Source organism: Streptomyces sp. NPDC034111 (assembly GCF_055575375.1).
The window spans coordinates 664,255-684,320 of sequence record NZ_JBVIST010000001.1 but is presented as its reverse complement, the minus strand read 5'-3'; the positions used below and the strand labels follow the sequence as shown (position 1 = coordinate 684,320).

The window sequence follows — 20,066 nt, the reverse complement described above, 5'->3', positions numbered from 1 at the left end:
ACCCGCCCGCCCCCCTCGCGACGGACCGCCCGGTAGTGCCAGGTCCGCCCCGTACGGCGCGCCACCAGCGCCCGCTGCGCACCAGGCCCGCCCCCTACGGCGCGCCACCTGCGCCCACCCGCCATACGCTCGATTTCATGCCCCGTCTCCATATGCATGTGATCGACGCAGCCGATGCCCCGCTGCGTGCCGCGCTGCATGAGCTGCGCGGAAAGCTGGAGATCCCGTACCACTTCCCGCCCACGGCACAGGCCGAGGCGGAGAGCGCCGCCCGGGCGCCGCGGATCCCGGCCGCCGATGGCGCGGTGTCGACCGAGCACACCCTGGAGGACGCCACCGACCTCCCGCTCTTCACGATCGACCCGCCCGGCTCGCTCGACCTCGACCAGGCGCTGTTCCTGTCCCGGCGGCCCGGCGGGGGCTTCCGCATCCACTACGCCATCGCCGATATCGCCTCCTTCGTGACGCCCGGTGGCGCCCTGGACGCCGAGGCGCACCACCGCGTGACGACCCTCTACTTCCCCGACGAGCGGGTCCCGCTGCACCCGTACGTGCTCAGCGAGGGCGCCGCCAGCCTGCTGCCCGACCGGGACCGCCCGGCCGTTCTGTGGCAGCTGGATCTCGACCCGGAGGGCGCTCTGACCAGCACTTCCGTACGGCGTGCCCTGGTCCGCTCGCGCGCCAAGCTCGACTACGCCGGTGTCCAGCGGGTCATCGACGACGGGACCGCCGAGGAGCCGCTCGCCCTGCTGCGTGAGATCGGGCTGCTGCGCGAGGAGCTGGAGGTCGCCCGGGGCGCGATCTCGCTCCACGTCCCCGAGCAGGAGATCGTCGAGCACAACGGCCGCTACACGCTCGAATACCGCGCCCCGCTCCCGGCCTACGCCTGGAACGCACAGATCTCCCTGCTCACCGGTATGGCCGCGGCCGAGCTGATGCTGGCCTCCGGCACCGGCATCCTCCGTACGCTGCCCACCGCCCCGGACGGCTCGGTCGCCCGGCTGCGGCTGACCGCCCGCGCGCTCGGCGTCGACTGGCCGCACCACACCTCGTACTCCGCGCTGATCCGCACCCTCGACCCGCGCCGCGCCGCGCACGCCGCGTTCCTCCAGGAGTGCACCGCCCTGCTGCGCGGCGCCGGCTACACCGCCTTCGACGGCGCCCCGCCCAAGGCCTCCGAGGCGATGCACGCCGCCGTTGCGGCCCCGTACGCGCACGCCACCGCGCCGCTGCGCCGGCTCGTCGACCGCTACACCTCCGAGCTGTGCCTGGCCGCCTCGGCCGGCGCGGAACCGCCCGCCTGGGTCCGCAGCGCGCTGCCCGCCCTGCCCCGGGAGATGGAGCATGGCGCTCAGCGCGCCAACCAGGTCGAGCGGGCCTGCGTCGACCTCGTCGAGGCGGCGCTGCTGCGCGACCGGGTCGGCGAGATCTTCGAGGCCATGGTCGTCGACATCCAGGAGCAGGACCCCACCCACGGCATCGTCCACCTCTACGACCCGGCCGTCATCGGCCCGGTCGAAGCCACCCCCGGAGGCCCCGCGCTGCCCCTCGGCCACCACATCCAGGTCCGCCTCACCGAGGCCGAACCGGGCCGCGACCCGGTCCGCTTCACCCCCGCCTGACCACACCCCGCGACGGGGCAGCCCCGGGTGCCTCGCCCGGTGCCCGCCCCGGTGCTCGGCCCGATTCCTGGCCCGTCACCCCCGCCATCTCCGCCCGTACCGCCGCCACTGCCGCCCTCTCCGCCCGTACGGCCGCCACCGCGCCCCGTGCGTCATCGGCATGGAACCGCACCGTACGCACCTGCTCCCGCCGCCCCAACATCCGTACCGCCTCCACCGGTTCGACCAGCTCGACGGTCACCGATGTCTGCCCGCCGACCGCCAGCTCCACCACCCCGCCCTTCGGCTGCTGCTCCTTGGCGGTCTCTTCGGTGGCCTGCTTGGTGAACCGCAGGTCGTAGTGCACGGAGGCGATCCGCTCCACCGGTATCCGCAGCTCCCTACGGGCCCCGTCCCGCAGCCACAGCACGCCCGCCTCCAGCACATGCGGCCGGGTGACCGCCGCCGCCTGGAAGCCCAGCATCATCAGCACCGTGTAGACATCGACGACGAGCATCACCGCCTGTGCCGCCGGAACGCGGCCGAGCAGCACATGCAGCCCGGCCGTCTCCACCACACACACGAACGTCAGCCCGTACACGATCGCCGCCTGCGCCGCCGCATACGGCATGGCCCGGCCGCCGGGCGCCACCCCGATCCGGCGCCGCGCCACCCAGTAGCCCAGGCTCACCAGCCACCGGCCCTCATGGGCAGCCAGCCGTCGCAGCGTCCCCTCCCGTCGCAGCGTCCCGTCCCGGCGCTGCATTCCGCCCCGCCGGCTCACCGCGCACGCTCCGCGACCAGCCGGATCGCCCGCCGTACGGCCTCGGCCTGCGCGGGCGCGAAGTGCCCGTAGTACGCCGCCATGAAGCCGCCGTCCGCGCCCGCGGCCGGCCCGGCCGCCCGCTCCCAGTTCTCCACGCCGACCGCGGCGAGCACCGCGTCCGGTATGCAGTCGGCGAGCGCCTGCGCGGTCCGCGCCACCCGGGGGTCGTCCGTCGCGGCCTCCGCCAGTGCATCGAGCAGCCCGTACACCTCGTACGTCTGCTCCATCGCCCCCGGTGCCGCGGTGACCTCTCCGAGCAACTCCACCACCCGCTTGCCCGCTCCCGCCCCGCCGGCCCCGCCCGCCGACTCCAGCAGCGCCAGCACCTCCCGCTCCTTCGCCGCCATCGCGGGCTCCGGGCCGGGCCGCGCGGCCGAGGTGCGGGCCATCTCCCGGAAGACCGCGGCCAGTTCGTCCGATACGGGGCCCTCGGCGGGCAGCCCGCCGTCCTCCTCGGCCTGCTGCCGCAGCGCGGCCAGCCGGGACCTTCGCGCCCGGATCTCCGCCTCCTGGCGGGCCAGGTCCGCGTCCAGCTCGGCCAGCACCTCGTGCAGCTCACGCCCCGAGTCGTCGGCCAGCACGTCCCGCACCTCGTCCAGCCCGAGCCCCAGCTCCGTCAGCCGCCGCAGCCGCGCGAGCGCCACCGCGTCCCGCAGCCCGTACTCCCGGTAGCCGTTGGCCCGGCGTTCGGGCTCGGGCAGCAGTCCGAGGTGGTGGTAGTGGCGTACGGCGCGGGTGCTCACGCCGACCAGTCCTGCGAGCTCACCGATTCTCATGCGGCCAGTAGAAACGTTGCCGCTGCGACAAGGTCAAGGCCCGCACCGCCGCGCGGCCCCGGCTCCCGCGGCAGGTAGCATGGGCGGCACGGCGGACGAGCCGGCCGGGCGGCCGCGTGGGGATCTTGACGATCCTCCCGAGGAACGTCCGGGCTCCACAGGGCAGGGTGGTGGGTAACGCCCACCCGGGGTGACCCGCGGGACAGTGCCACAGAAAGCAAACCGCCGGAGGCTTCGGTCTCCGGTAAGGGTGAAACGGTGGTGTAAGAGACCACCAGCCTCCGAGGTGACTCGGAGGGCTAGGTAAACCCCACCCGGAGCAAGGTCAAGAGGGGGCATCGGCTGATGCCCCTGCGCGGACGACCGAGGGCTGCCCGCCCGAGTCCGCGGGTAGACCGCACGAGGCTGCCGGCAACGGCAGCCCTAGATGGATGGCCGTCTCCCCTCGGCCCGCAAGGCCCGAGGGTGACAGAACCCGGCGTACAGGCCGACTCGTCCGCCGCTACCTGGGACTTAGCCCCGGAAAGGGCCTCTGACCTGCGTCGGAGGCCCTTTCCGGTCTTTCGGAGGCTTGCCTGTTTAGGCGGCGAAAAGTCCCCGGAAAGTCCCCCTGACAGACCAGAAAGTCCCCGAAAAGTCCCCGGGATGGGCTGCCTGCCGAGCCCTCTGAACAGGCGATTCGACGTATGGCTCCACGAGGGAAGGCGCTGTTCGCCGAGAGGCTGGATAACCGGACGGCTGCCGGTCACGTCGCACGTCACATGCCGTGGGACACAGACGAACACCGGTTGACGAACCGGCGTGCACCGGAACACCGAAACCGCGAGGAGGAGGTGCTCGCCTGTCAGGACGCTGGCCGGCGGCACGACGTACCTGAAGCGCTGACTGGAGCCGCTGCCCGGCAGCGAATGGTGGGCTCCGGCCGACGTGGCCGGGCGCCTGACTCCACCGTTGTCCGGGGTTCGGCAAGTGGAGATTTCACTGTGGCTGCGCTGTCTACTCCTTGGCCAGATCGGTGTCCGTGGTGTCTGCTTTCATGGCGGCATCGACGCGCTCGGTGTGGGGCTGCCAGCCGCGTCCCCGTCCGTGGGCGGTGCATGGTGTGTGGGGTGCTGCGCCGCATGCGGGACACATTTGTGCGCTGACGGCGTCCCTACGTGGGGCTGAGGCCAGCCACAGCTCACGTCGAGCCCGGCGTAGCTTTCGTTCTGCCGCTTGCTGTTGTTCCCGCGCATAGCGCGGCTCGGCCTGTGCGGTCTTGTCCGGAAGGGGGTGGTCCAGGATCTCCCGGGGGTCCTCGTCCAGCGGAGGATCCGGAGCCTTTCTGCCTGAGTGGAAGGAGTACTCCTCGAGAACGAACTCCTTGGGCCACAGAATGCCCGCGAGTGCGCGTCGTGCTTGGTGCAATGGCCGGACGGGGACGCCCTTCGGGCTTCGGCACAAGGCGGCCGCGGCTGCGCCGCAGTGAGGGCAGGCAACGGAGAGGATCTCGATGAGGTTCTCGCGCCGTTCGGCGTTGGCCCGCTGCCGTCGCTGTTCTTCCTCTTTACGCCGCTCGGCCTCAGCGGCTTCCCTGGCACGCTGTTGCTCCCGCTCCTGCGGGCTCAGGTGAGCACGGCACGGTTCCCGGGTGATGTCCCACTGGCAGGGCAGGCCATTCTTCTTGGGCTGGCCGCACACGCGTGGGTCGTCGAGATGCACAGCCTGGCCGAACCGCCAAGGCCCCTGGTAGGGAGCGGCGCAGTGTGCGCACCGAGGCATGCTGTCGGCGGCGACAGGCACGGCCTCGTAGAGGAAGCCGTCCACCTCAACCATGAAGGCCGGCCGGGTGCACGCGCAGGCGCTGGTGGCGTTCGTGCAGGAATCGTTGGGGGGCACGCTGTACTAACGCGTCGGAGTCTCAGAGTGGTCCACGGCGCCCTTCATTCTCACCCGCACGTGGGTACTGCAGGATCGACAGACTCTCACCACTGGAAGGGTTCGTGACGGGACGGCCCAGCCGTGGGACGGCGAGTTGCCGGCGTTCGCCCGCCGCGAGGCTGACTGCGGTCCGGAGCACCTCCGCCGGCGCGGGCGCCCCATCAGGACAGTGCGGCGGCGAGTTGTTGGACAAGGTCCTCGGCGGCGGACGTCCGAGCGGCCGCTTTGGTTGTCGATCGTCCTTCGGCGCGCAGGGTGCTGCCATCGTCTGCGCGGGTGGCCGTGAGGGAGAACGTGAACAGCGGTTTGTGGGCTCGTCCGGTGCGGCTGTCCTCCCAATCGATGTCGCGGAGGATCTGTTTCTGGGCCAGTTCGTTGACGACACTGATGGGGCTCCTGCCCTGCCGGAGGCTGCGGAGCTGTCCAGCGCTCAGTGGGGGCGGCTGCCGTGTGTCAGCCCCGGTTCCGCTGTAGCGGTCGTCGGCTCCGATGCTGATGCTCGCGGTCTCCAGCCAGCCTCGAAGTGTCTTCGTGGGGATGCCGTGCTTGTCCCCGACCTCGCGGACGGTCATGCCCTCATTCAAGTCGCCCAGGGCTCGCTCGAGGAGGTCTGCGTAGTGCTGGATGTCGTCTGCGGGAAGTCTCAGCCGCCCAGCGTGAATTGAGGCGCATTCCTCAAGACGCCTCTGGTTGCGCATCAGGCAGGGCAGGGAGCAGTAGAGGCCGAGGCGCAGGTGCTTTTCACTCCTTCCGGTGGACCTCTGAAGGGCGTACCAGCCAGAGGGCACGTACTGCCCGTGGGTGGCCATGCCGCATCCTGCGCGGCACACGTAGCCGCGGACGGGGCGCTCTGACGTGGTCCTCGGAGAGGGCACAGCCAAGATCGGATCGGACTCGGACCGGTGGGGGGAGGCCAGCGGGTCAGAATGCATACAACTACCCATTTCTCACTCTTGGTTGATATTTCGCTTCTATGCGGAGCATAAGGTACTCGTCGTGAGGGATTCGCATGCTTTTATCCGAAGTCCTGGGGTGCGTAGTGATGTTGACGGTGCTCTGGGGGAAGTCCGGTGAGCGGGGCGGAGGTTCCGCCGTGGCTGGCGTCCGTGGCCCGGCAGGGCGTGCTTGATGCGAGTGCGGCGAGGGAGGTTCGTGAGCGCTTGGCGCGGGACGGGCTGACGCACGCCGATGTTCGCTTTCTGTTGTGCTCGGAGTTGACGGGCGAGCTCGTGCAACCAGTGCGTGTGGAGGTGATCGCCCTCCTGGCGCGTCATCCGTACTGGGCGACGAGCGTTCTGAACATGAACACGGCGATGCTGCGGTCTCAGGGCGTGCGTACACAGATGCTGCGGGTAGGCGAGTCGCCCCACGAGGTGTTCTCGGCCCGCAGCAGCGTGGCACTGGCTGGTCAGGAGTATGTCGGCCGGTGGAGCAGGGGCCGGACGAAGAAGATGGCGGAGCAGCGGTCACATGTGAGCCTCTTGGCGGCGATCGCCGACTGTCCGCAGCCGTTCGCTGAGGAGTCCAGTGATGAGGGGCGTGCCTCCGTGCCGGGGGAGGGACAGCCTCTGTGGACCACCCCGCGTACCCGCTCGCCGATCACTGTCCTGGAGGAAATGGGACGTCAGGGGGAGATCGAAGGGTTGGAGTTCACGTCGTCCGCGGGGCCGCCGTTCACTGTTCGGGTGGTGTGCACCCGCCACGGGCAGCGTGTGTCTTCCAGGGGGCAGGGCGTCAAGCTTCAGCTGGCCCGGGGCGAGGCCGCGGCAGGTCTGCTGCAGGAGCTGGGGCGGGTGTGGTCGGACGGCCAGGCCGACGGCGCCACTCAGGATCCGGCGCCTCAAGAGGACCTGCCTCGCCGTGAGGGTCCTTCTCACGAGCAGCCCTCACGCGCTGCCTGGTCTGTGCTGGGCAGCCAAGCCGCTGCGGACAGCGGCAGTCAGCGCGACGGGGCGCCGACCACCCACGTTCCAGGGCCGCGCAGCGCCGGCTCTGACGGAGCCGAAGATGCGCGGGCCCCCCATCCGCCCAGCGGGGGCAATGAGGCGAAGGAGGCGGAGCCCAGGAGCGGACCCGAGCGACTGGCGCGACAGCGGGAGGTTCTACAGGAAACAGCTGATCTCCTACCAGCGCAGCCGTCGTTGGAATACGAGGCTGTGTGGCGTGCGGTTGCCCGCGGGGCAGAGGTGGTGTTCGACAGCACGGATCCGGGCGGTGGATCCTGCTTCCTGTGCTGCGTCCTGCCGTCTGGGTCCACGTCCGCTCAGGACGGCCCGTCCGGTGCCCTGGTGACAAGGGAACTACTCCTGAGCGGTGGCGAAGTGGTCGTGACCGCCTGCGGCCGTGTGGACTTCGTCGATGTGCTCCACGTGCTTGCCGACGGCAGGACGGAGGTGCGGCAAGGATGGTCGGCAAGCGCGCGGCTGTGGTCACAGGTGGCGCGGTTGGTCCTGGAGCTCGTGCGAGAGGGTCGGCTACGGCCGGACGTGGCCGCAGGACTCTCCCTGGGTGTGCGCAGACCGCTCTGGCGGCCCATCCTTGGACCCGAGCACGTGCAGCTCGTCAACGAGGCCGCGCGCGAACTTGCCCGCCTTCCCCGGGTACTCGGCGACGGCGAGGGTGGCAGCACCCGTCGCCTACCGCTCGACGCCGGGGCGTGCGTGCGCTCCGCCGTTGACCTGCTGGTCGAGAGGTTCGTCCCTGCGCCAGGACACCGCTTCCTTCTGGGGCATGTGCCTTTCGCCGCGCAGATCCAGCTCCCAGGGCCAGCCCTGGCCCTGCAGGAATGGGCTGATGACCTGGCCGACGAGCTGGGCAACGCTGACGAGCAGGGCGTTGTCGGTGAAGCGGTGCCGCCAAGCGGTCCAGATGTGCAGTCGGCAGAGGCCATGCCGATGCTCGTCCTGTGCATTGGTGAGCCGCCGGTCCCTGGCCACGGGGCCGGCGAAGGCGATGTCCCTCAGGGACAGCTGCGTGCGGAACTCCGGCTCCAGCGAACGCGGACCGCCGACGTCAGTTCCGGAGACCGCGGGTCGGTGGGCGCCGACGAGGTGTGGGAAGGGCACCCGGACTTCAGCACCCCAGGCCTGCCGGACCGGGTGGGCCGCACGCTGCGTCGCGCAGGCCGTGAATTTGCTCCGCTGCTCCAGCTGGGGCTGCAGCTGCGGCCACACAAGCTTCTGCTGTCACTGAAGGATGCAGCCCTGCTCCGTGGTGAACTTGCAGTTCGGCTGCGTCAGGCCGGCGTGGAGATCGAGTGGGACAAGGAGTGGGCGGCAGACCTCCGCATCGAGGCGGTCGTGGGAACCGGATCCTCTCCTGTGGATGACGGAGGACCGATCGGACTCGGCGAGGCGCTGGACCGCCGGTGGCAGCTGACGCTGGACGGTGAACCTCTCAGCGCACGGGAGCTGGCACTCCTGACGGAGACGGCGATGCCGTGCGTGCGGCTGCGCAACCGCTGGGTGCTGATCGACGACAGCACGCGCGAGCAGGCAAGCCGGCCCCTGCCTTCCGTTCCGGCCCGGCGGGCCCTGCTGGAAGCCCTGTACGGGCAGATCACTCTCGACGGAGTCACCTACGCCTGTCGGCCCGCCGACGGGCTGCGTGAACTCCTCGGTCACCTGCAGGGAACCATCCCCCAGGCTCCCTTGACCGCTCCGCCCGGACTGGTGGGTCTGAGACTGCACCCATACCAAGAAGAAGCTCTGCGCTGGCTCGTTCAGGTGACGACGGTGGGTTTCGGCCCCATGCTGGGCCACGAGATGGGACTGGGAAAGACCGTGATGGCCATCGCCTTCCACCTGTGGTGGAGAGCGAACCACACGTCCCGTCCCACGCTCGTCCTGTGCCCGAAAAGCCTGATCACCACGTGGAAACGTGCCCTGAGCGCCCACGCTCCCGGAGTGCCCATCACCGTCTACGACGGCCCCCGGCGGTCTCTGGCCAAGGTCGGCGAGGACCACGTCGTACTCACCACCTATCCGATTCTGCGGCAGGACTTTGCCCACCTCGGTGCGCGCACCTGGGGGCTGGTCATCGCGGACGAGGCGCAGAAGCTGAAGAACCCCGCCACCCGCACAGCGCGCCTCGCGCAGTCCCTCAAGAGCACGACCCGCCTGGCGCTGACCGGCACACCCATGGAGAACTGCCCGGAGGAACTCTGGGCGCTCCTGGACTGGGCAAACCCCCAGCTCTTCGGATCATGTTCGGACTTCACCCGCCGCTACGTCCGACCAACGAGTTCTGGGCCCCCGCAACAGGCCCGGGAAGCCGTCGAGAGGCTGCACCAGTTGCTCGCGCCATTCCTCCTGCGCCGCCTCAAGAGCGATCCGGCTCTGGGCCTGAACTTGCCGCCCAAGCGAAAGATCATCCACTACGTGCCCCTGTCCTCGGAACAGATCGGCCTGTGCGAGGCACTCTCCCGTGACACCTTCCGGCAGATCCACACCTGCCCCGACCAGGGGCGCCGGGGACTGCTGACCCTAGCGCTGATCAAGGACCTCAAGCAGATCTGTATCAGCCCCGCCCTGTACGCGAAAGACCCTTCCGAAACCGCCGCAGCCGACCCCGTCGAGGCGGCCACCCGGGCTCCGAAGCTAGCTCTCCTGCACAACATCTTGCAGCCGGTACGCGACGCCGGTGAGGCAGCACTCGTGTTCACCACGTACCGCGAATCCATCTCCTTGATCATTCACTACCTCAAGGCCCGCGGCTTTAGAGCCCTTCAGTACCACGGAGGTATGAGCGCCGCACAGCGCACCCGCGCCGTCGACGACTTCGCGGCCGGTGACGCTACCGCGCTCGTCCTCACTCCGCAGAGCGGTGGTATCGGCTTGGATCTCACCCGCGCGAACCACGTCCTACACATCGACCGGCTGTGGAACCCCGCTCACGAGGCCCAGGCCAACGACCGTGCGCACCGGCCTGGCCAAACCCGGCCTGTCACCGTGCACCACCTGATTGCCAAGGGAAGCATCGAAGACCGCATCCGCGCGCTGCTGGAGCGCAAACAGGAACTGACCGACCTCTTCCTTCCTGACGGCAGCCTCGACCTCAGCCGGGTCACCGCCGACGAACTCATCGCCCTGTGCGGCGCCCCACTGTGAACACCGAACAGCGAGGAGACCGCGTGGCCACGACGCCTGCGCCCGACACCACAACAGCGCCGCCCTTCTGGGACCGTCTCATCCCCTCTCCGCCCCAGGGCCTCCCCATAGGTGACGAGCTGGCCGCCATCGCCTCTGACGCGGCACACCGCGCCAGTAAACTGCTTCGCATGCACGAAAGTGCTGACCACGCACAGGCCAGCCGGTCAGACGAGCCCGCACCCGGACCCCTCGACCCGGTCACCGACCTTGTCCGCCTGCTGCGTCACACTTCCGACAAGGGCACCGTCGAGACTGCTGCCGCCCGCGCAGGACTGCGCACCGGGCAACTGCGCACCCTGCGCGCGGCATTCGCCTTCCACGGCGAAGCCGGCGTGCGTGCAGTCCTTCACTGTGCCGAGGTAGATCCCAGTACCCTGGAACACGCCGCTCGACAGCTCGCCAGTGTCCGCTCGCACACCCGCACACCACTCCACTGCAGGCACAACCGGATCACCGACCTGGACGCAGGCATCCAGCTCCGCCTGGTGGACGACACGTGGTACCCCTTCACCAGAACGCCACAGAACGGCTGGGCACCCGCCCGGGGAGCCGCCCAGCTTCCCACCGCCGCCTACTCGGCGGCACGCCTGGCAACCCGTTCACGCGGCGCATAGCCGGACGCACTGGGCTCTGTTCCTCACAGATCGGTCAGCGGGTTCGCCAAGGAGTCTTGATCATCGGGCATGCCGAGACAGTCGAGCGAGCGATCGCCAACAATCGCGCTCTCCGGCGCAACACCGCCATGACCCATCGCATCACCGACGCTCAGCCGACCGTGCCGGTATCACGACGGAATACAGCCACCGGCCAGCTCGCCTGGGACTGAATGCCACCGAGGAAGCCCTCGGAATAGCCCAAGCACCGAAGATCGCCGAACTCCCTCGGTGCTCCGCCGAGGGGCGAGTGGCGCGTCCGCGCATCCGCACCACGATCGGTTCGCACTTGGAGACCCGGGCCGAGCGGGCTGGTACCTAGATCGGAAACTCTCCTCGCCGGACTGTGGCTATGAAGTCCAACCATGCTTCCGCTCTGAGAGGACGTTAAGTCCGCTTCTGGTAGCGGCCTCGTCCGGGCTGGGTGAGGAAGCCTTGGCGGGTGAGGCGTCCGAGGCGGCTGCGGGTGATGTTGACGAATGTCTTGTCGGTGGGCATGCCGAGGAGTTCGTGCAGCTCACGAGCCCTGAACACCTGGCCGGGGTACTGGTTGAAGGCGTCCACGATGGCCTGGTAGGCGGTGCCTGTCTCGGGCGGGCCGGGTGCGGGGCGTTCAACCTGCTCCGCGACCAGCCGCGGCGCCGCATCCACAAGGGCATGGACCGATCCCCGCAGGCTGTCGCGATCGTCATCGACTCCTGGTCGAGCCGCGCCGCCGAAACCGTCGGCCGCGACAGGGTCACCCCCGCCGGCGGCAGCGCCCACCTCCGTCATATCACTCTATGTTACTGACCGAAAACACACAGTCGCCATGGCGGCGTGCGGGGCGTTCTGCCACAGTCGGCGCGCATCATTCGCCGATCGTGAAGAGGGAGTGCCGTGAAGGGCACCACTTGTAGGGCTGGCGCCACGCGCGCCAAAATGCCCGGTGCGCGCCTGCGTGCCGGGCTGGCTGCCTGTGTTGGCGGGGCGGTTGCCGCCGGGCTGCTGTGGGCGGCACCGGTGTACGCGGCAGGGCCGGCCGGGCGGCATGCGGCACCGCTGATCGATGCCGGTTCCGGTGCGGGGCACAAGTTCCGTTCCTCGGGCCGGCTCCTCGCGGGCCCAGGCGGCGGGACGGCGTGCACCGCGACGGTCATCGCGGCCTCCGCCGAGCCTGCTCCGGCACAGAAGGCGCTGGTCCTGACCAACGGCCACTGCGTGAGGGACACCTTGGGCACGAACGAGGTGGTCGCCGACCAGCCCGCGCCCGAGGGATGGTCGTTCACCCCCGCGTTCTTCCACGACAACACCGCCGAGCACAAGACGTTCGGGGTCGAGCGCGTCGAGTACGCGACGATGAAGGACACCGACGTCGCGGTGCTGCGGCTGTCCGTCACCTACGGCGACCTCGCGCAGCTGGATGTCACCCCGCGCACCCTGTCGCCCACCGGCACTCCCGCGCGGGGCACGCGCCTGGAGGCGGCGCACGCTCCCATCATCGGCGTCCCGGATGACGAGCGGTTCCTGCGCCTGTCCAGCTGCCAGGTCACCGGCTCGGACGTGTCCGTGCACGAGTACACCTGGCTGTGGAAGGGCTTCGCCCGCACCGACTGCCGGGGCGTCAGCGGCGGCTCGTCCGGAGGCCCGGTGACCACGGCCACGGACAACCGGCTGGTCGGCCTGATCAACACTGTTGCCACGCCCGGCTATCTGGGCTGCGGCCTGGGCCGCCCCTGCGAGGGCAGCGCACACGGACTTGTCGTCCCGGCCGACGACTCCGTCTACGTCACGCCCGTCGACGCGGTCGCCTCCTGCCTGGACAGGACGGGCCTGCGCCTCCACCGCAACGGCTGCCGTTTGGACCCCGGCATCCAGGTCAACGTCCAGTTCAGCGGCACGGAGACGCAGAGCCACACGCCCGAGGGACCGGCCCGCTGGGACGCCCATATCACCGCAGGCGGGGGCGGCCACCAGTCCTACGTCGCTTTCAAGACAGGCCCGTTCGGCGCGACCGACTGCACGAACCCGCAGGGCTACGGCCGTCCGCAGCGGCTCGGCAAGGGCGGCGCCGACTATGCCCGGCTCCTGCCGACCCAGGACAACCTGTACGTGCTGTGCGCGGCGGGCGGCCCGGATGCCACCTTCCAGGGCGCGGACTGGACCGCCTCCCTGACCCACCCCAGCTACGCGTACGCGCGCATCGACAACACCCCTCCGACCGTGGAGCCCTCCCTCGACATCCAGAAATTCGGTGAAGGCAGTGATGCCGATTACCGGGTCCGCCCGGTCTTCGACCTCTGGGAGCTGACCGCCTTCGAGATCAAGTACGGCCCGGCCGCCACCACCGACTGCGCTGACCTCTCGGGCTACCACCCCTACCGGCGTGTCCCGGTCACCCTCAGCGCGTCCGAAGGCCCGTGGACGTACTGCGCCGTCGGCTACGACAACGCCGGCAACCAGACGCCGCCGAAGGCGTTCCGAATCGAGTAACTCGCCCACCGAGCACGAAGGTGGTGCGGGCCGCGCGCCGGAGTGGACCGGTGCGCGCGGCCCGCCGCTCGATCCAGGCGGCGTGCGACCGCCCCGTCCCCTGGGCCCGGACAAGCGCCGTCACCAACAAGAAGGGGACACAGGAGTGAAACCCGCCGGAGCTGACCCTGGCAGAGCCCCGGTCGCGGCGACGGAAGAAGACGGATAAGGAAGGGGACCCGTCGTGAAGATCCACGATAGTGATGACGTGCCGTTCCTGCTGGAGAGGTCGGCGCGCGAAGTCATCGAGCTGTTCGACGGCAGCCGCATCACCCGCACCGCGCGCCTGAGCGACCACCACGACTGAGAGCCGGCCACCCCCGGCCAGCCCCACCATCAGTGGGCGATAAGTCTGATCCTTCTCGGTTCGTGATCGCTCGATCGTGTTACTGATCGTGGTACGACTTCGGGTGGGCATGCCCATGTGGAGATGCGGGGTGTGAAGAGAGGGCCGTACACCAGCGACTTATCGGATGCGCAGTGGGCGTTGATCGAGCCGATGATCACGGCCTGGAAGAAGGACCGGGGGCGCGGTCAGCGACGGGCGACCCAGGCTCCTGCGACCTGCGGGAGGTCGTGAACGCGCTCTTCTATCAGAACCGGACGGGCTGCCAGTGGCGGTACCTGCCGCACGATCTACCGGTCTGGTCCGCGGTGTTCTACTACTTCGGCCCGTGGCGCGAGGACGGGCTCGACCAGCGGATCCAGGAGCTCCTGCGCTGCCAGGTGGGGGAGAGAACCCGGCGATTAGCGGACCCGTCCCTCGTGGTCCTCGACACCCAGTCCATCCGCGCGGCCGCTGGTGTTCCCGGGACCACGACGCCGGCGGGGCGCTACGGCCTGCCCTGGAGCCGGTGGCCGACTACTTGCGCGAGGTGGACCCCGACGCACTCCGCCTCGTCGATACGGTCCTGGAAGTGAGCGACCGGTTCCTCAAGGGCTGCGCCTCCGGCGCTGCGGCCGGGCCTGCGTGGGCCGTCCTTCCGGCCGCAGAGCAGAACGAACTGACTGCCCTACTGGTGTCCGGCCGGGGCCTGACAGCGGACCTGTCGGTACGCGAGATCTACATGGCCGAATCCGTACGCTGGCACCTGGACCACGCCGAACCGGGGACCCGGATCGTGCTCGCGGCACACAACAACCACATCCACAAGACGGCGTTTTCTTTGGAGTTCGCCGGCGGACTCACCACGCTCCCGATGGGCCAGCACCTGCAGCGGATGCTCGGCCAGGACTACCGCACCGTGGCCCTCGTCCACACCGCGGACCATGTGCCGGAGATGTACCCCGACCAGAGCGCCGCGGTCGTTCACCCTCGCCGAAGCTCACCTTGAGCCTGCCGAGCCCGGCAGCATCGAGGCCGCCCTCACCGACGCCGGACTCGCCGACCGGATCACCTTGACCGACCTGCGCCACACACCGCGCGACGCCCAGGGAGCACCACTGCTCAACGGGATTCGGTTCCAGAGCTCCCAACTGAGCACCCCGGTACCTGATGCGTTCGACGCCGTAATCGCCGTCCCGACGGTCACCCGGGACCGCACAGTGCGCTTCTGACCGGCCTGAACACGAGCAGGCGGGGCCTCCGGACCAAGGCTCCGCCTGCCTACGGCCCAAAGCGGCGGGCTCGGCGCTGCCCATACCGAACGCGGGATACGCAACCCGCGACGAAGCCAACCGGGCCCACCAAGTCTTCCCTGAGGGGCGTTAAGTCCGTTCCTGAATGGTCTGGCGTCGCCCGTTCGTGGGTACGGAAATCCTTCGGCCCAACTCCCGTGTCGTGTGCATGATGGGGTCACGGACATGGAACGGATGCCGTACTCAACCGACTTGTCCGACGAGCAGTGGGCGTTGATCGGGCCGCTTGTCACCGCGTGGAAGCAGGAGCGGGTGGCCCGGTCGGCGACCGGGGACCCGGGCTCCTGCGACCTGCGTGAGGTCGTGAACGCGTTGCTGTATCAGAACCGGACGGGCTGTCAGTGGCGGCTCCTGCCGCACGACCTGCCGTCCTGGTCGGCGGTGTTCTACTACTTCACCCTGTGGCGCGAGGACGGCCTCGACCAGCGGATCCAGGAGATCCTGCGCTGCCAGGTGAGGGAGCGGGCCAGACGATTAGAAGACCCGTCCCTGGTGATCATCGACACCCAGTCCGTCCGCGTGGCGGCCGGGGTGCCGAAGGCGGCGACGGGACTGGACGCGAACAAGAAGACGCCCGGCCGCAAGCGCGGGCTCGCCGTGGACGTCATGGGCCTAATCATCGGTGTGGTGGTCCTGGCGGCCAGTACGCACGACAACGAGGCCGGCAAGGCCCTTCTGGACCAGGCAGCCGAACGGTGCGGGATGCGCCTGGAGAAGGCCCTGGTCGACCAGGGCTTCAAGGACGCCGTGATCATCCACGGGGCGGTGAAGGACATCACCGTCGAGGTGGTCCGCCGCAACCCCGACGACCAGGGCAAAGGCTTCGCTCCGCAACCGAAGCGGTGGGTGGTCGAGCAGGTCAACGGCACCCTCATGCTCCACCGCCGCCTCGCCCGTGACTACGACCACCGGCCCGACAACGCCGCCTCCCGCGTCTACTGGGCCTCCACCGCCGGCATGCTCCGCCGCCTCACCGCCCCCAGCCCCGCCTGGCGCGACGAGGTGGAGCTGGCCGCATGAATGTCTCCGAACTCCTGCGGCTGCTGCAGGCCGAGCACGACGAGACCGCTGCACGAGCCGACAACCTGCGAGAGCAGATCGAGCAGCTCACCACCGCCCTCGCCGAGACCGAGGCCCGCCTGGCCGAACTGGTAGCCACCCGCAAGGTCATCGGCGGCCTCGCCCGGCCCGACCACGAACCGGCCCCCGCGGAGTCAGCCACCGTCTACCAGCGCATCGTGACTGCCTTCAACGAGCATCCCGGGCAGGTATTCCGCGTCCGTGACCTGCACGAACACCTCGGCCTGCCCACCGACGAGCCCTCGATTAACGTCACCCGCTCCCGCCTGGGACGACTCGTTCGTCAGGGGCTCCTCGACCAACCCGGACGCGGCCGCTATCAGAAACGGACTTAACGCCCTCTGAAAACGATCACTGAGTCGTCAGGGTCTTTGGAGTCCCGGACAGGGGTGAGCTGACCAGTGCGGAACGCGAGGAGCTGACACGGCTGCGCAGGCAGAACCTTGACCAGCATAAGACGAGCGAGATCCTGAAAAAAGCCGCAGCGCTCTGTGCTTACCGTGGCATTGCGGGAGCTTTCGGGGTGGCCGGATGCCTTTGGACAGTGCAGCACGGCATACCCGGGCTGAGCATGGTGCATGCGTTCTGATCAGGAGCGATGCCACCCGGCACCACGGGCCTCACCAGACGGCATGAGAAGTAGGGCGAGTGAGCTGTGCTGGCCCTGGTCGGCGCGTGGTCAGTGGATGGCCCAGCTCTTTGTGCGGTCGCCGCGTTTCAGAGTGTCCAGGCGGAAGGTGAGCTGGGTAGCCGCCTCAAGGTCGCCCAGGTCGGCGCGCCGGATGAAGGAGCCGAGGGTGTGGAGGTCCCGTAGCTCGGTGAGTACCGAGAGCCCTGGCCAGTCGGTGATGTCGTAGCCGTATGCGTCGGAGAAGGCACGCAGCTGAGCGGTGGTGCGACCGAAGCGGACGCCCTGGAAGGTGTTGGCGAGGTCGGTCTCCCGGGGGCCTATCGCTGCTTCGTCCCAGTCGCCGAGCCTGGCGGCGGTGCCGTGCCAGAGGGTGTTGCCCGGGTAGGCGTCACCGTGGATCAAGCCCTGGCCGAGGGGGAAGTCTAGGTGCGCGTAGGCGTCAAGGAGCTCGTCGGAGCGGCCGAGTATCCACTCGCGATCGCTGGGCGCAAGGGCGGTGCTGGACTCGGCGACAGGGCGCAGAGCCAGATGGGGGCGATAGGCGGGCAGCTCGATGGGGGGCTCGGGGAGCCGGTGCAACTGGCTGAGCAGATGGCCGAGGTGCTCCGGGCTGGGGGACGGACCATCAGGCTGCGGGTAGTGCCGCCACAGGGTGATCACGTATCCGGGAACGTCCAAGGGCTGTGATACGTCGAGGGGCTCGGTGACCTCAAGTCCCTGGCCAACTAGCCAGCGTGTGAGGGCGATGGCTCGTTGAATCGAGGCGCGCTGTTCGTCCCGGCTGACTCGGACAACGGCGTCGACATGGGGCAGGAGATAGACGGAGGTGGCATGGGAGCGCAGGGGCGAGATGCCGCGTGCCGGAAGCCCCCAGACCTCGCAGGCCCGTTGAGCGGCGCCCTGGGGCGTAAGAGATGTCGTGGTCATCGCTCCGACCGTAGCGCGGCCGTGCCGTCGATGACTCGGTAGCCCTGAATGAGGTCCATCAGTTGCCCGATGGTCTGGTTGCCCTTGAGGTCGGTTCGGCGCATGAGGCTGCCGAGGCGATCCATGGCGCTGCCGAGCTGGCGGATGCGCATCTGCGGGGGCAGGTCCAGGACATGTTGGAGGGCGGTTGTCGCTCCGGCCGGGTCTCCCTGGAGGATGGCGGCGGTGATCAGGTCGATATGGGCCAGGGCCTCATCCCCGTACGAGCGCTCTTCCCTTGGACCGCTGCGGTACGCGGTGATGGCGGCGGTGGCATGCCGGTGGGCCTCCTCGTGTTTCCCGAGCAGCGTGTAGGTGCCGCCGAGGTAGTAATCCTGCTTCGCGAGGGGGAAGGTCAGCAGGCCACCGAACTGCTCGACCTCGTCGTGGAGCGGAGTTTCCTCCCTGGCCTGCCGCATCCGGTCGAGCGCGGCCAGGGACAGCTCGTGATCGCCGATTCGGGCCGCCACGCGAGCCTCGATCGCGGCGATGCGGATACGGGCCTCGCCGGCCGGGGCGAGCTGGGCAGCGTGTTCCGTCAGCTTCAGTGCCATCCGGTTCTGTGGTGACCATTCGGTGATGAGCGCGGCCGTGCCCGCAGCCCATGCCCGCAGCCCGGTGTGATCCGCCTGCTCGGCGCACAGGCGCGCGGCACGGATCTGTGCCATCGCGGACGCTTGCTCGCCGAGGTTCTGTGAGGCGTGCGCGAGCAGCAGGCACGCCGTCCCGGCGAGCATGAACAGATCGCGGCTCTGCTGGGGGCGCTGGCGGCCCTGCAGGCGGTCGAAGAGCTCATCCCGTACCGCGACGAGCTCGGTGAACAACGGGAGCAGCGGTGCGTGGACGTAATCGGTGGCGATGCGGGCGAGAGTGAATCCGAACTGCTCAAGCTCGTCTGTGCTGACGTTGCTGGACGACATGAATGCGGCGAACGCGCTGGAGGACTGCGCCGCTTCTGTGGCGAGCGAGCGCAAGTGATCGGCTTCCTCACGCTCGGGCTCCGGTGCCTCGCGTGCAGGCGCGCTACCGGGAGCGAGCGGGCGGAGTTCGGCCGGCACATCCAAAGCGTCCAGGAACGCCTGGGTCTTGTCGAGACGAGTGAGACGCCGGGCTCCGGATTCGAGCTGGGAGAGGTAGCCCTGGCTGAGGCCGGCGAGGCGAGCGAGGTCGTCTTGCCGTAATCCGGCGTGCTGCCGCAGCAGACGGCTCATCTTCCCGAAGTCCATTACCCGGAGGGCTTCTTGGATCCCGGGATCCGACCAGACACGATCAGGGATGGAGGGCGGTTCGGGCTCTGTTGAGGTCGGGGCGCCTCGCGCGCAGGCCCCGCACAGTTCCCGGTCGTCCGGGTTGTAGCGGCTGAGGCGGCACCCGCACTCCAGGCAACGACGCTCCCCGCTCACTGCCCCTCCCGACCTCGGCCGACTGATGCTGATGCTCATGCTGGCATTGCGGTTGCCATATTGCAGCCCAACTCTCTTATCACTCTGGCGATATGCGATCTCCCATGCCCAGTGGCAGCGTGATCCGTAAGCCGTTGCCGAGACGAATTGTCCTCGGCGTGGCAGGGACCTTGGGAGGTATGTCCATGACGGCGAACCACCAGATCGTGTTCCACATTGTCCGCCGGGAACCGTCGCTTGTTGATGCCCGGCATTGCGTAGGCGTGGATTCGCTGAACGCGACCATGCGTCAGCAGCACCCCTTCGCCCAGGCCCGCCACTTCGCAGATCGGGCTGCCGCTCTGTTGCCGGTGTTGATGGAGACGACCCAATGATCGGCCGGAGATGCCCGGCCGGCATGGCGGCCGCCGCCCCCTCGATGAACTCCGGTGGATGGCCTGCGGGGGGCGGCATGAACAGCGCCCTGGCCATGGAAGCTGTTATCGAGCACGCCGAGCTGCATTCGAGCGTCACATTGGCCTCGGACGACTTGGCTCCCCGTCGGGCCCGGGCATTCACCCGGACCAAGCTCACCGAGTGGGGCCTGGGCGCTCTCGCCGATCGCGTACTGCTCATCGTCAGCGAACTCGTCACGAACGCATGCCGCCACGGCAGAACCAAGTCCGAGGGCACTTCGGAGGAGATCACCCTGACGATCTCCTACCAGAACGCCGTCGTGGGGATCGAGCTGGAGGACAACTCTCGCCAGCTCCCCGTTCCGCGTAAGGGACCGATCAGTGCGCTCGATGGCCGGGGCCTGTGCCTCGTAGCCGCCGAAGCGGACGCCTGGACCTCGCGCCTCAATCCGGACGGCACCGGCAAGCGGGTCCTTGCCTTCCTGCGCTGGCCGTCGACGCCGCCGGCCGTCTGAC

Annotated in this window: 18 protein-coding genes, 1 other RNA gene and 1 pseudogene; 13 read left to right on the top strand and 7 right to left on the bottom strand. The window is 69.1% G+C overall.

Going from position 1 to position 20,066, the window contains the following annotated elements; all coding sequences use genetic code 11:
* Positions 1-137: 137 nt before the first annotated feature.
* The gene (locus tag ACZ55A_RS03055) at positions 138-1,622 is read left to right on the top strand and encodes an RNB domain-containing ribonuclease (RefSeq protein WP_468832218.1); all 1,485 of its coding nucleotides are present in this window, start codon (positions 138-140) and stop codon (positions 1,620-1,622) included.
* Here ACZ55A_RS03055 and ACZ55A_RS03050 read toward each other — a convergent pair.
* Together ACZ55A_RS03050 and ACZ55A_RS03045 are read right to left on the bottom strand one after the other, a co-directional pair.
* On the bottom strand, positions 1,609-2,385 hold the full coding sequence (locus tag ACZ55A_RS03050; protein WP_468832215.1) for a hypothetical protein: 777 nt from the start codon (positions 2,383-2,385) through the stop codon (positions 1,609-1,611). The two genes, ACZ55A_RS03055 and ACZ55A_RS03050, sit on opposite strands and share 14 nt — an antisense overlap.
* Positions 2,382-3,203 (bottom strand): MerR family transcriptional regulator, encoded by an 822-nt coding sequence (locus ACZ55A_RS03045; RefSeq protein WP_468832213.1) that lies wholly within the window; start codon positions 3,201-3,203, stop codon positions 2,382-2,384. The genes ACZ55A_RS03050 and ACZ55A_RS03045 overlap by 4 nt, the downstream gene beginning before the upstream one ends.
* A gap of 96 nt (positions 3,204-3,299) precedes the next feature.
* On the opposite strand from ACZ55A_RS03045, the gene rnpB reads away from it, so the two are divergent.
* Positions 3,300-3,702, top strand: an RNA gene (gene rnpB / locus ACZ55A_RS03040) — RNase P RNA component class A.
* Positions 3,703-4,199: 497 nt separating this feature from the next.
* Here rnpB and ACZ55A_RS03035 read toward each other — a convergent pair.
* Both ACZ55A_RS03035 and ACZ55A_RS03030 read right to left on the bottom strand, forming a co-directional pair.
* A complete protein-coding gene (locus ACZ55A_RS03035; protein ID WP_468834579.1) occupies positions 4,200-5,018 on the bottom strand; it encodes a zinc finger domain-containing protein in 819 nt (272 codons plus the stop codon).
* A 266-nt stretch (positions 5,019-5,284) separates the two neighbouring features.
* Positions 5,285-5,932 (bottom strand): double-stranded RNA binding motif domain-containing protein, encoded by a 648-nt coding sequence (locus ACZ55A_RS03030; protein WP_401853924.1) that lies wholly within the window; start codon positions 5,930-5,932, stop codon positions 5,285-5,287.
* A gap of 261 nt (positions 5,933-6,193) precedes the next feature.
* Here ACZ55A_RS03030 and ACZ55A_RS03025 point away from each other — a divergent pair, with 261 nt between their 5' ends.
* Genes ACZ55A_RS03025 through ACZ55A_RS03015 form a run of 3 tightly spaced genes read left to right on the top strand, consistent with a single transcriptional unit; the run spans position 6,194 to position 11,099 of the window.
* Positions 6,194-10,231 carry a DEAD/DEAH box helicase gene (locus tag ACZ55A_RS03025; protein WP_468832208.1) on the top strand — a complete coding sequence of 1,346 codons (4,038 nt, stop codon included), beginning with the start codon at positions 6,194-6,196 and terminating at the stop codon, positions 10,229-10,231.
* Positions 10,232-10,254: 23 nt separating this feature from the next.
* The gene (locus tag ACZ55A_RS03020) at positions 10,255-10,887 is read left to right on the top strand and encodes a hypothetical protein (protein WP_468832204.1); all 633 of its coding nucleotides are present in this window, start codon (positions 10,255-10,257) and stop codon (positions 10,885-10,887) included.
* Positions 10,888-10,943: 56 nt separating this feature from the next.
* Complete coding sequence (locus ACZ55A_RS03015) at positions 10,944-11,099, top strand: hypothetical protein (RefSeq protein ID WP_401853929.1); 156 nt, start codon at positions 10,944-10,946, stop codon at positions 11,097-11,099.
* Between the two features lie 214 nt (positions 11,100-11,313).
* Here ACZ55A_RS03015 and ACZ55A_RS03010 read toward each other — a convergent pair whose 3' ends face one another.
* Positions 11,314-11,700 carry a hypothetical protein gene (locus ACZ55A_RS03010; RefSeq protein WP_159395126.1) on the bottom strand — a complete coding sequence of 129 codons (387 nt, stop codon included), beginning with the start codon at positions 11,698-11,700 and terminating at the stop codon, positions 11,314-11,316.
* A 147-nt stretch (positions 11,701-11,847) separates the two neighbouring features.
* Between ACZ55A_RS03010 and ACZ55A_RS03005 the strand changes: the two genes are divergently transcribed.
* The 6 genes and pseudogenes from ACZ55A_RS03005 to ACZ55A_RS02980 all read left to right on the top strand — a co-directional run bounded on the left by ACZ55A_RS03005 (position 11,848) and on the right by ACZ55A_RS02980 (position 16,490).
* Positions 11,848-13,398 (top strand): trypsin-like peptidase domain-containing protein, encoded by a 1,551-nt coding sequence (locus ACZ55A_RS03005; RefSeq protein WP_468832196.1) that lies wholly within the window; start codon positions 11,848-11,850, stop codon positions 13,396-13,398.
* Positions 13,399-13,621: 223 nt separating this feature from the next.
* Positions 13,622-13,744, top strand: coding sequence for a hypothetical protein (locus ACZ55A_RS03000; RefSeq protein ID WP_256331895.1), 123 nt, complete (start codon positions 13,622-13,624; stop codon positions 13,742-13,744).
* Positions 13,745-13,867: 123 nt separating this feature from the next.
* A pseudogene (locus ACZ55A_RS02995) lies at positions 13,868-14,259 on the top strand (transposase); the annotation flags it as partial.
* Positions 14,260-14,291: 32 nt separating this feature from the next.
* Entirely contained in the window at positions 14,292-14,771 is a 480-nt protein-coding gene (locus tag ACZ55A_RS02990) for an erythromycin esterase family protein (RefSeq protein ID WP_468832191.1), read from the top strand.
* A 469-nt stretch (positions 14,772-15,240) separates the two neighbouring features.
* Entirely contained in the window at positions 15,241-16,095 is an 855-nt protein-coding gene (locus ACZ55A_RS02985; RefSeq protein WP_468832186.1) for an IS5 family transposase, read from the top strand.
* A complete protein-coding gene (locus tag ACZ55A_RS02980) occupies positions 16,092-16,490 on the top strand; it encodes a type IV toxin-antitoxin system AbiEi family antitoxin domain-containing protein (protein ID WP_468832183.1) in 399 nt (132 codons plus the stop codon). Before ACZ55A_RS02985 ends, ACZ55A_RS02980 begins: the two co-directional genes overlap by 4 nt.
* A 344-nt stretch (positions 16,491-16,834) precedes the next feature.
* Here ACZ55A_RS02980 and ACZ55A_RS02975 read toward each other — a convergent pair whose 3' ends face one another.
* Together ACZ55A_RS02975 and ACZ55A_RS02970 are read right to left on the bottom strand one after the other, a co-directional pair.
* Positions 16,835-17,713: an aminoglycoside phosphotransferase family protein gene (locus ACZ55A_RS02975; RefSeq protein WP_468832182.1), complete on the bottom strand. Its 879-nt coding sequence runs from the start codon at positions 17,711-17,713 to the stop codon at positions 16,835-16,837.
* Complete coding sequence (locus tag ACZ55A_RS02970; protein ID WP_468832181.1) at positions 17,710-18,963, bottom strand: helix-turn-helix domain-containing protein; 1,254 nt, start codon at positions 18,961-18,963, stop codon at positions 17,710-17,712. The genes ACZ55A_RS02975 and ACZ55A_RS02970 overlap by 4 nt, the downstream gene beginning before the upstream one ends.
* Positions 18,964-19,340: 377 nt before the next feature.
* On the opposite strand from ACZ55A_RS02970, the gene ACZ55A_RS02965 reads away from it, so the two are divergent.
* Both ACZ55A_RS02965 and ACZ55A_RS02960 read left to right on the top strand, forming a co-directional pair.
* Positions 19,341-19,529 (top strand): hypothetical protein, encoded by a 189-nt coding sequence (locus ACZ55A_RS02965; RefSeq protein ID WP_468832180.1) that lies wholly within the window; start codon positions 19,341-19,343, stop codon positions 19,527-19,529.
* A gap of 77 nt (positions 19,530-19,606) precedes the next feature.
* Positions 19,607-20,065, top strand: a complete 459-nt coding sequence (locus ACZ55A_RS02960; RefSeq protein ID WP_468832179.1) for an ATP-binding protein — start codon at positions 19,607-19,609, stop codon at positions 20,063-20,065.
* Position 20,066 lies beyond the last annotated feature (1 nt).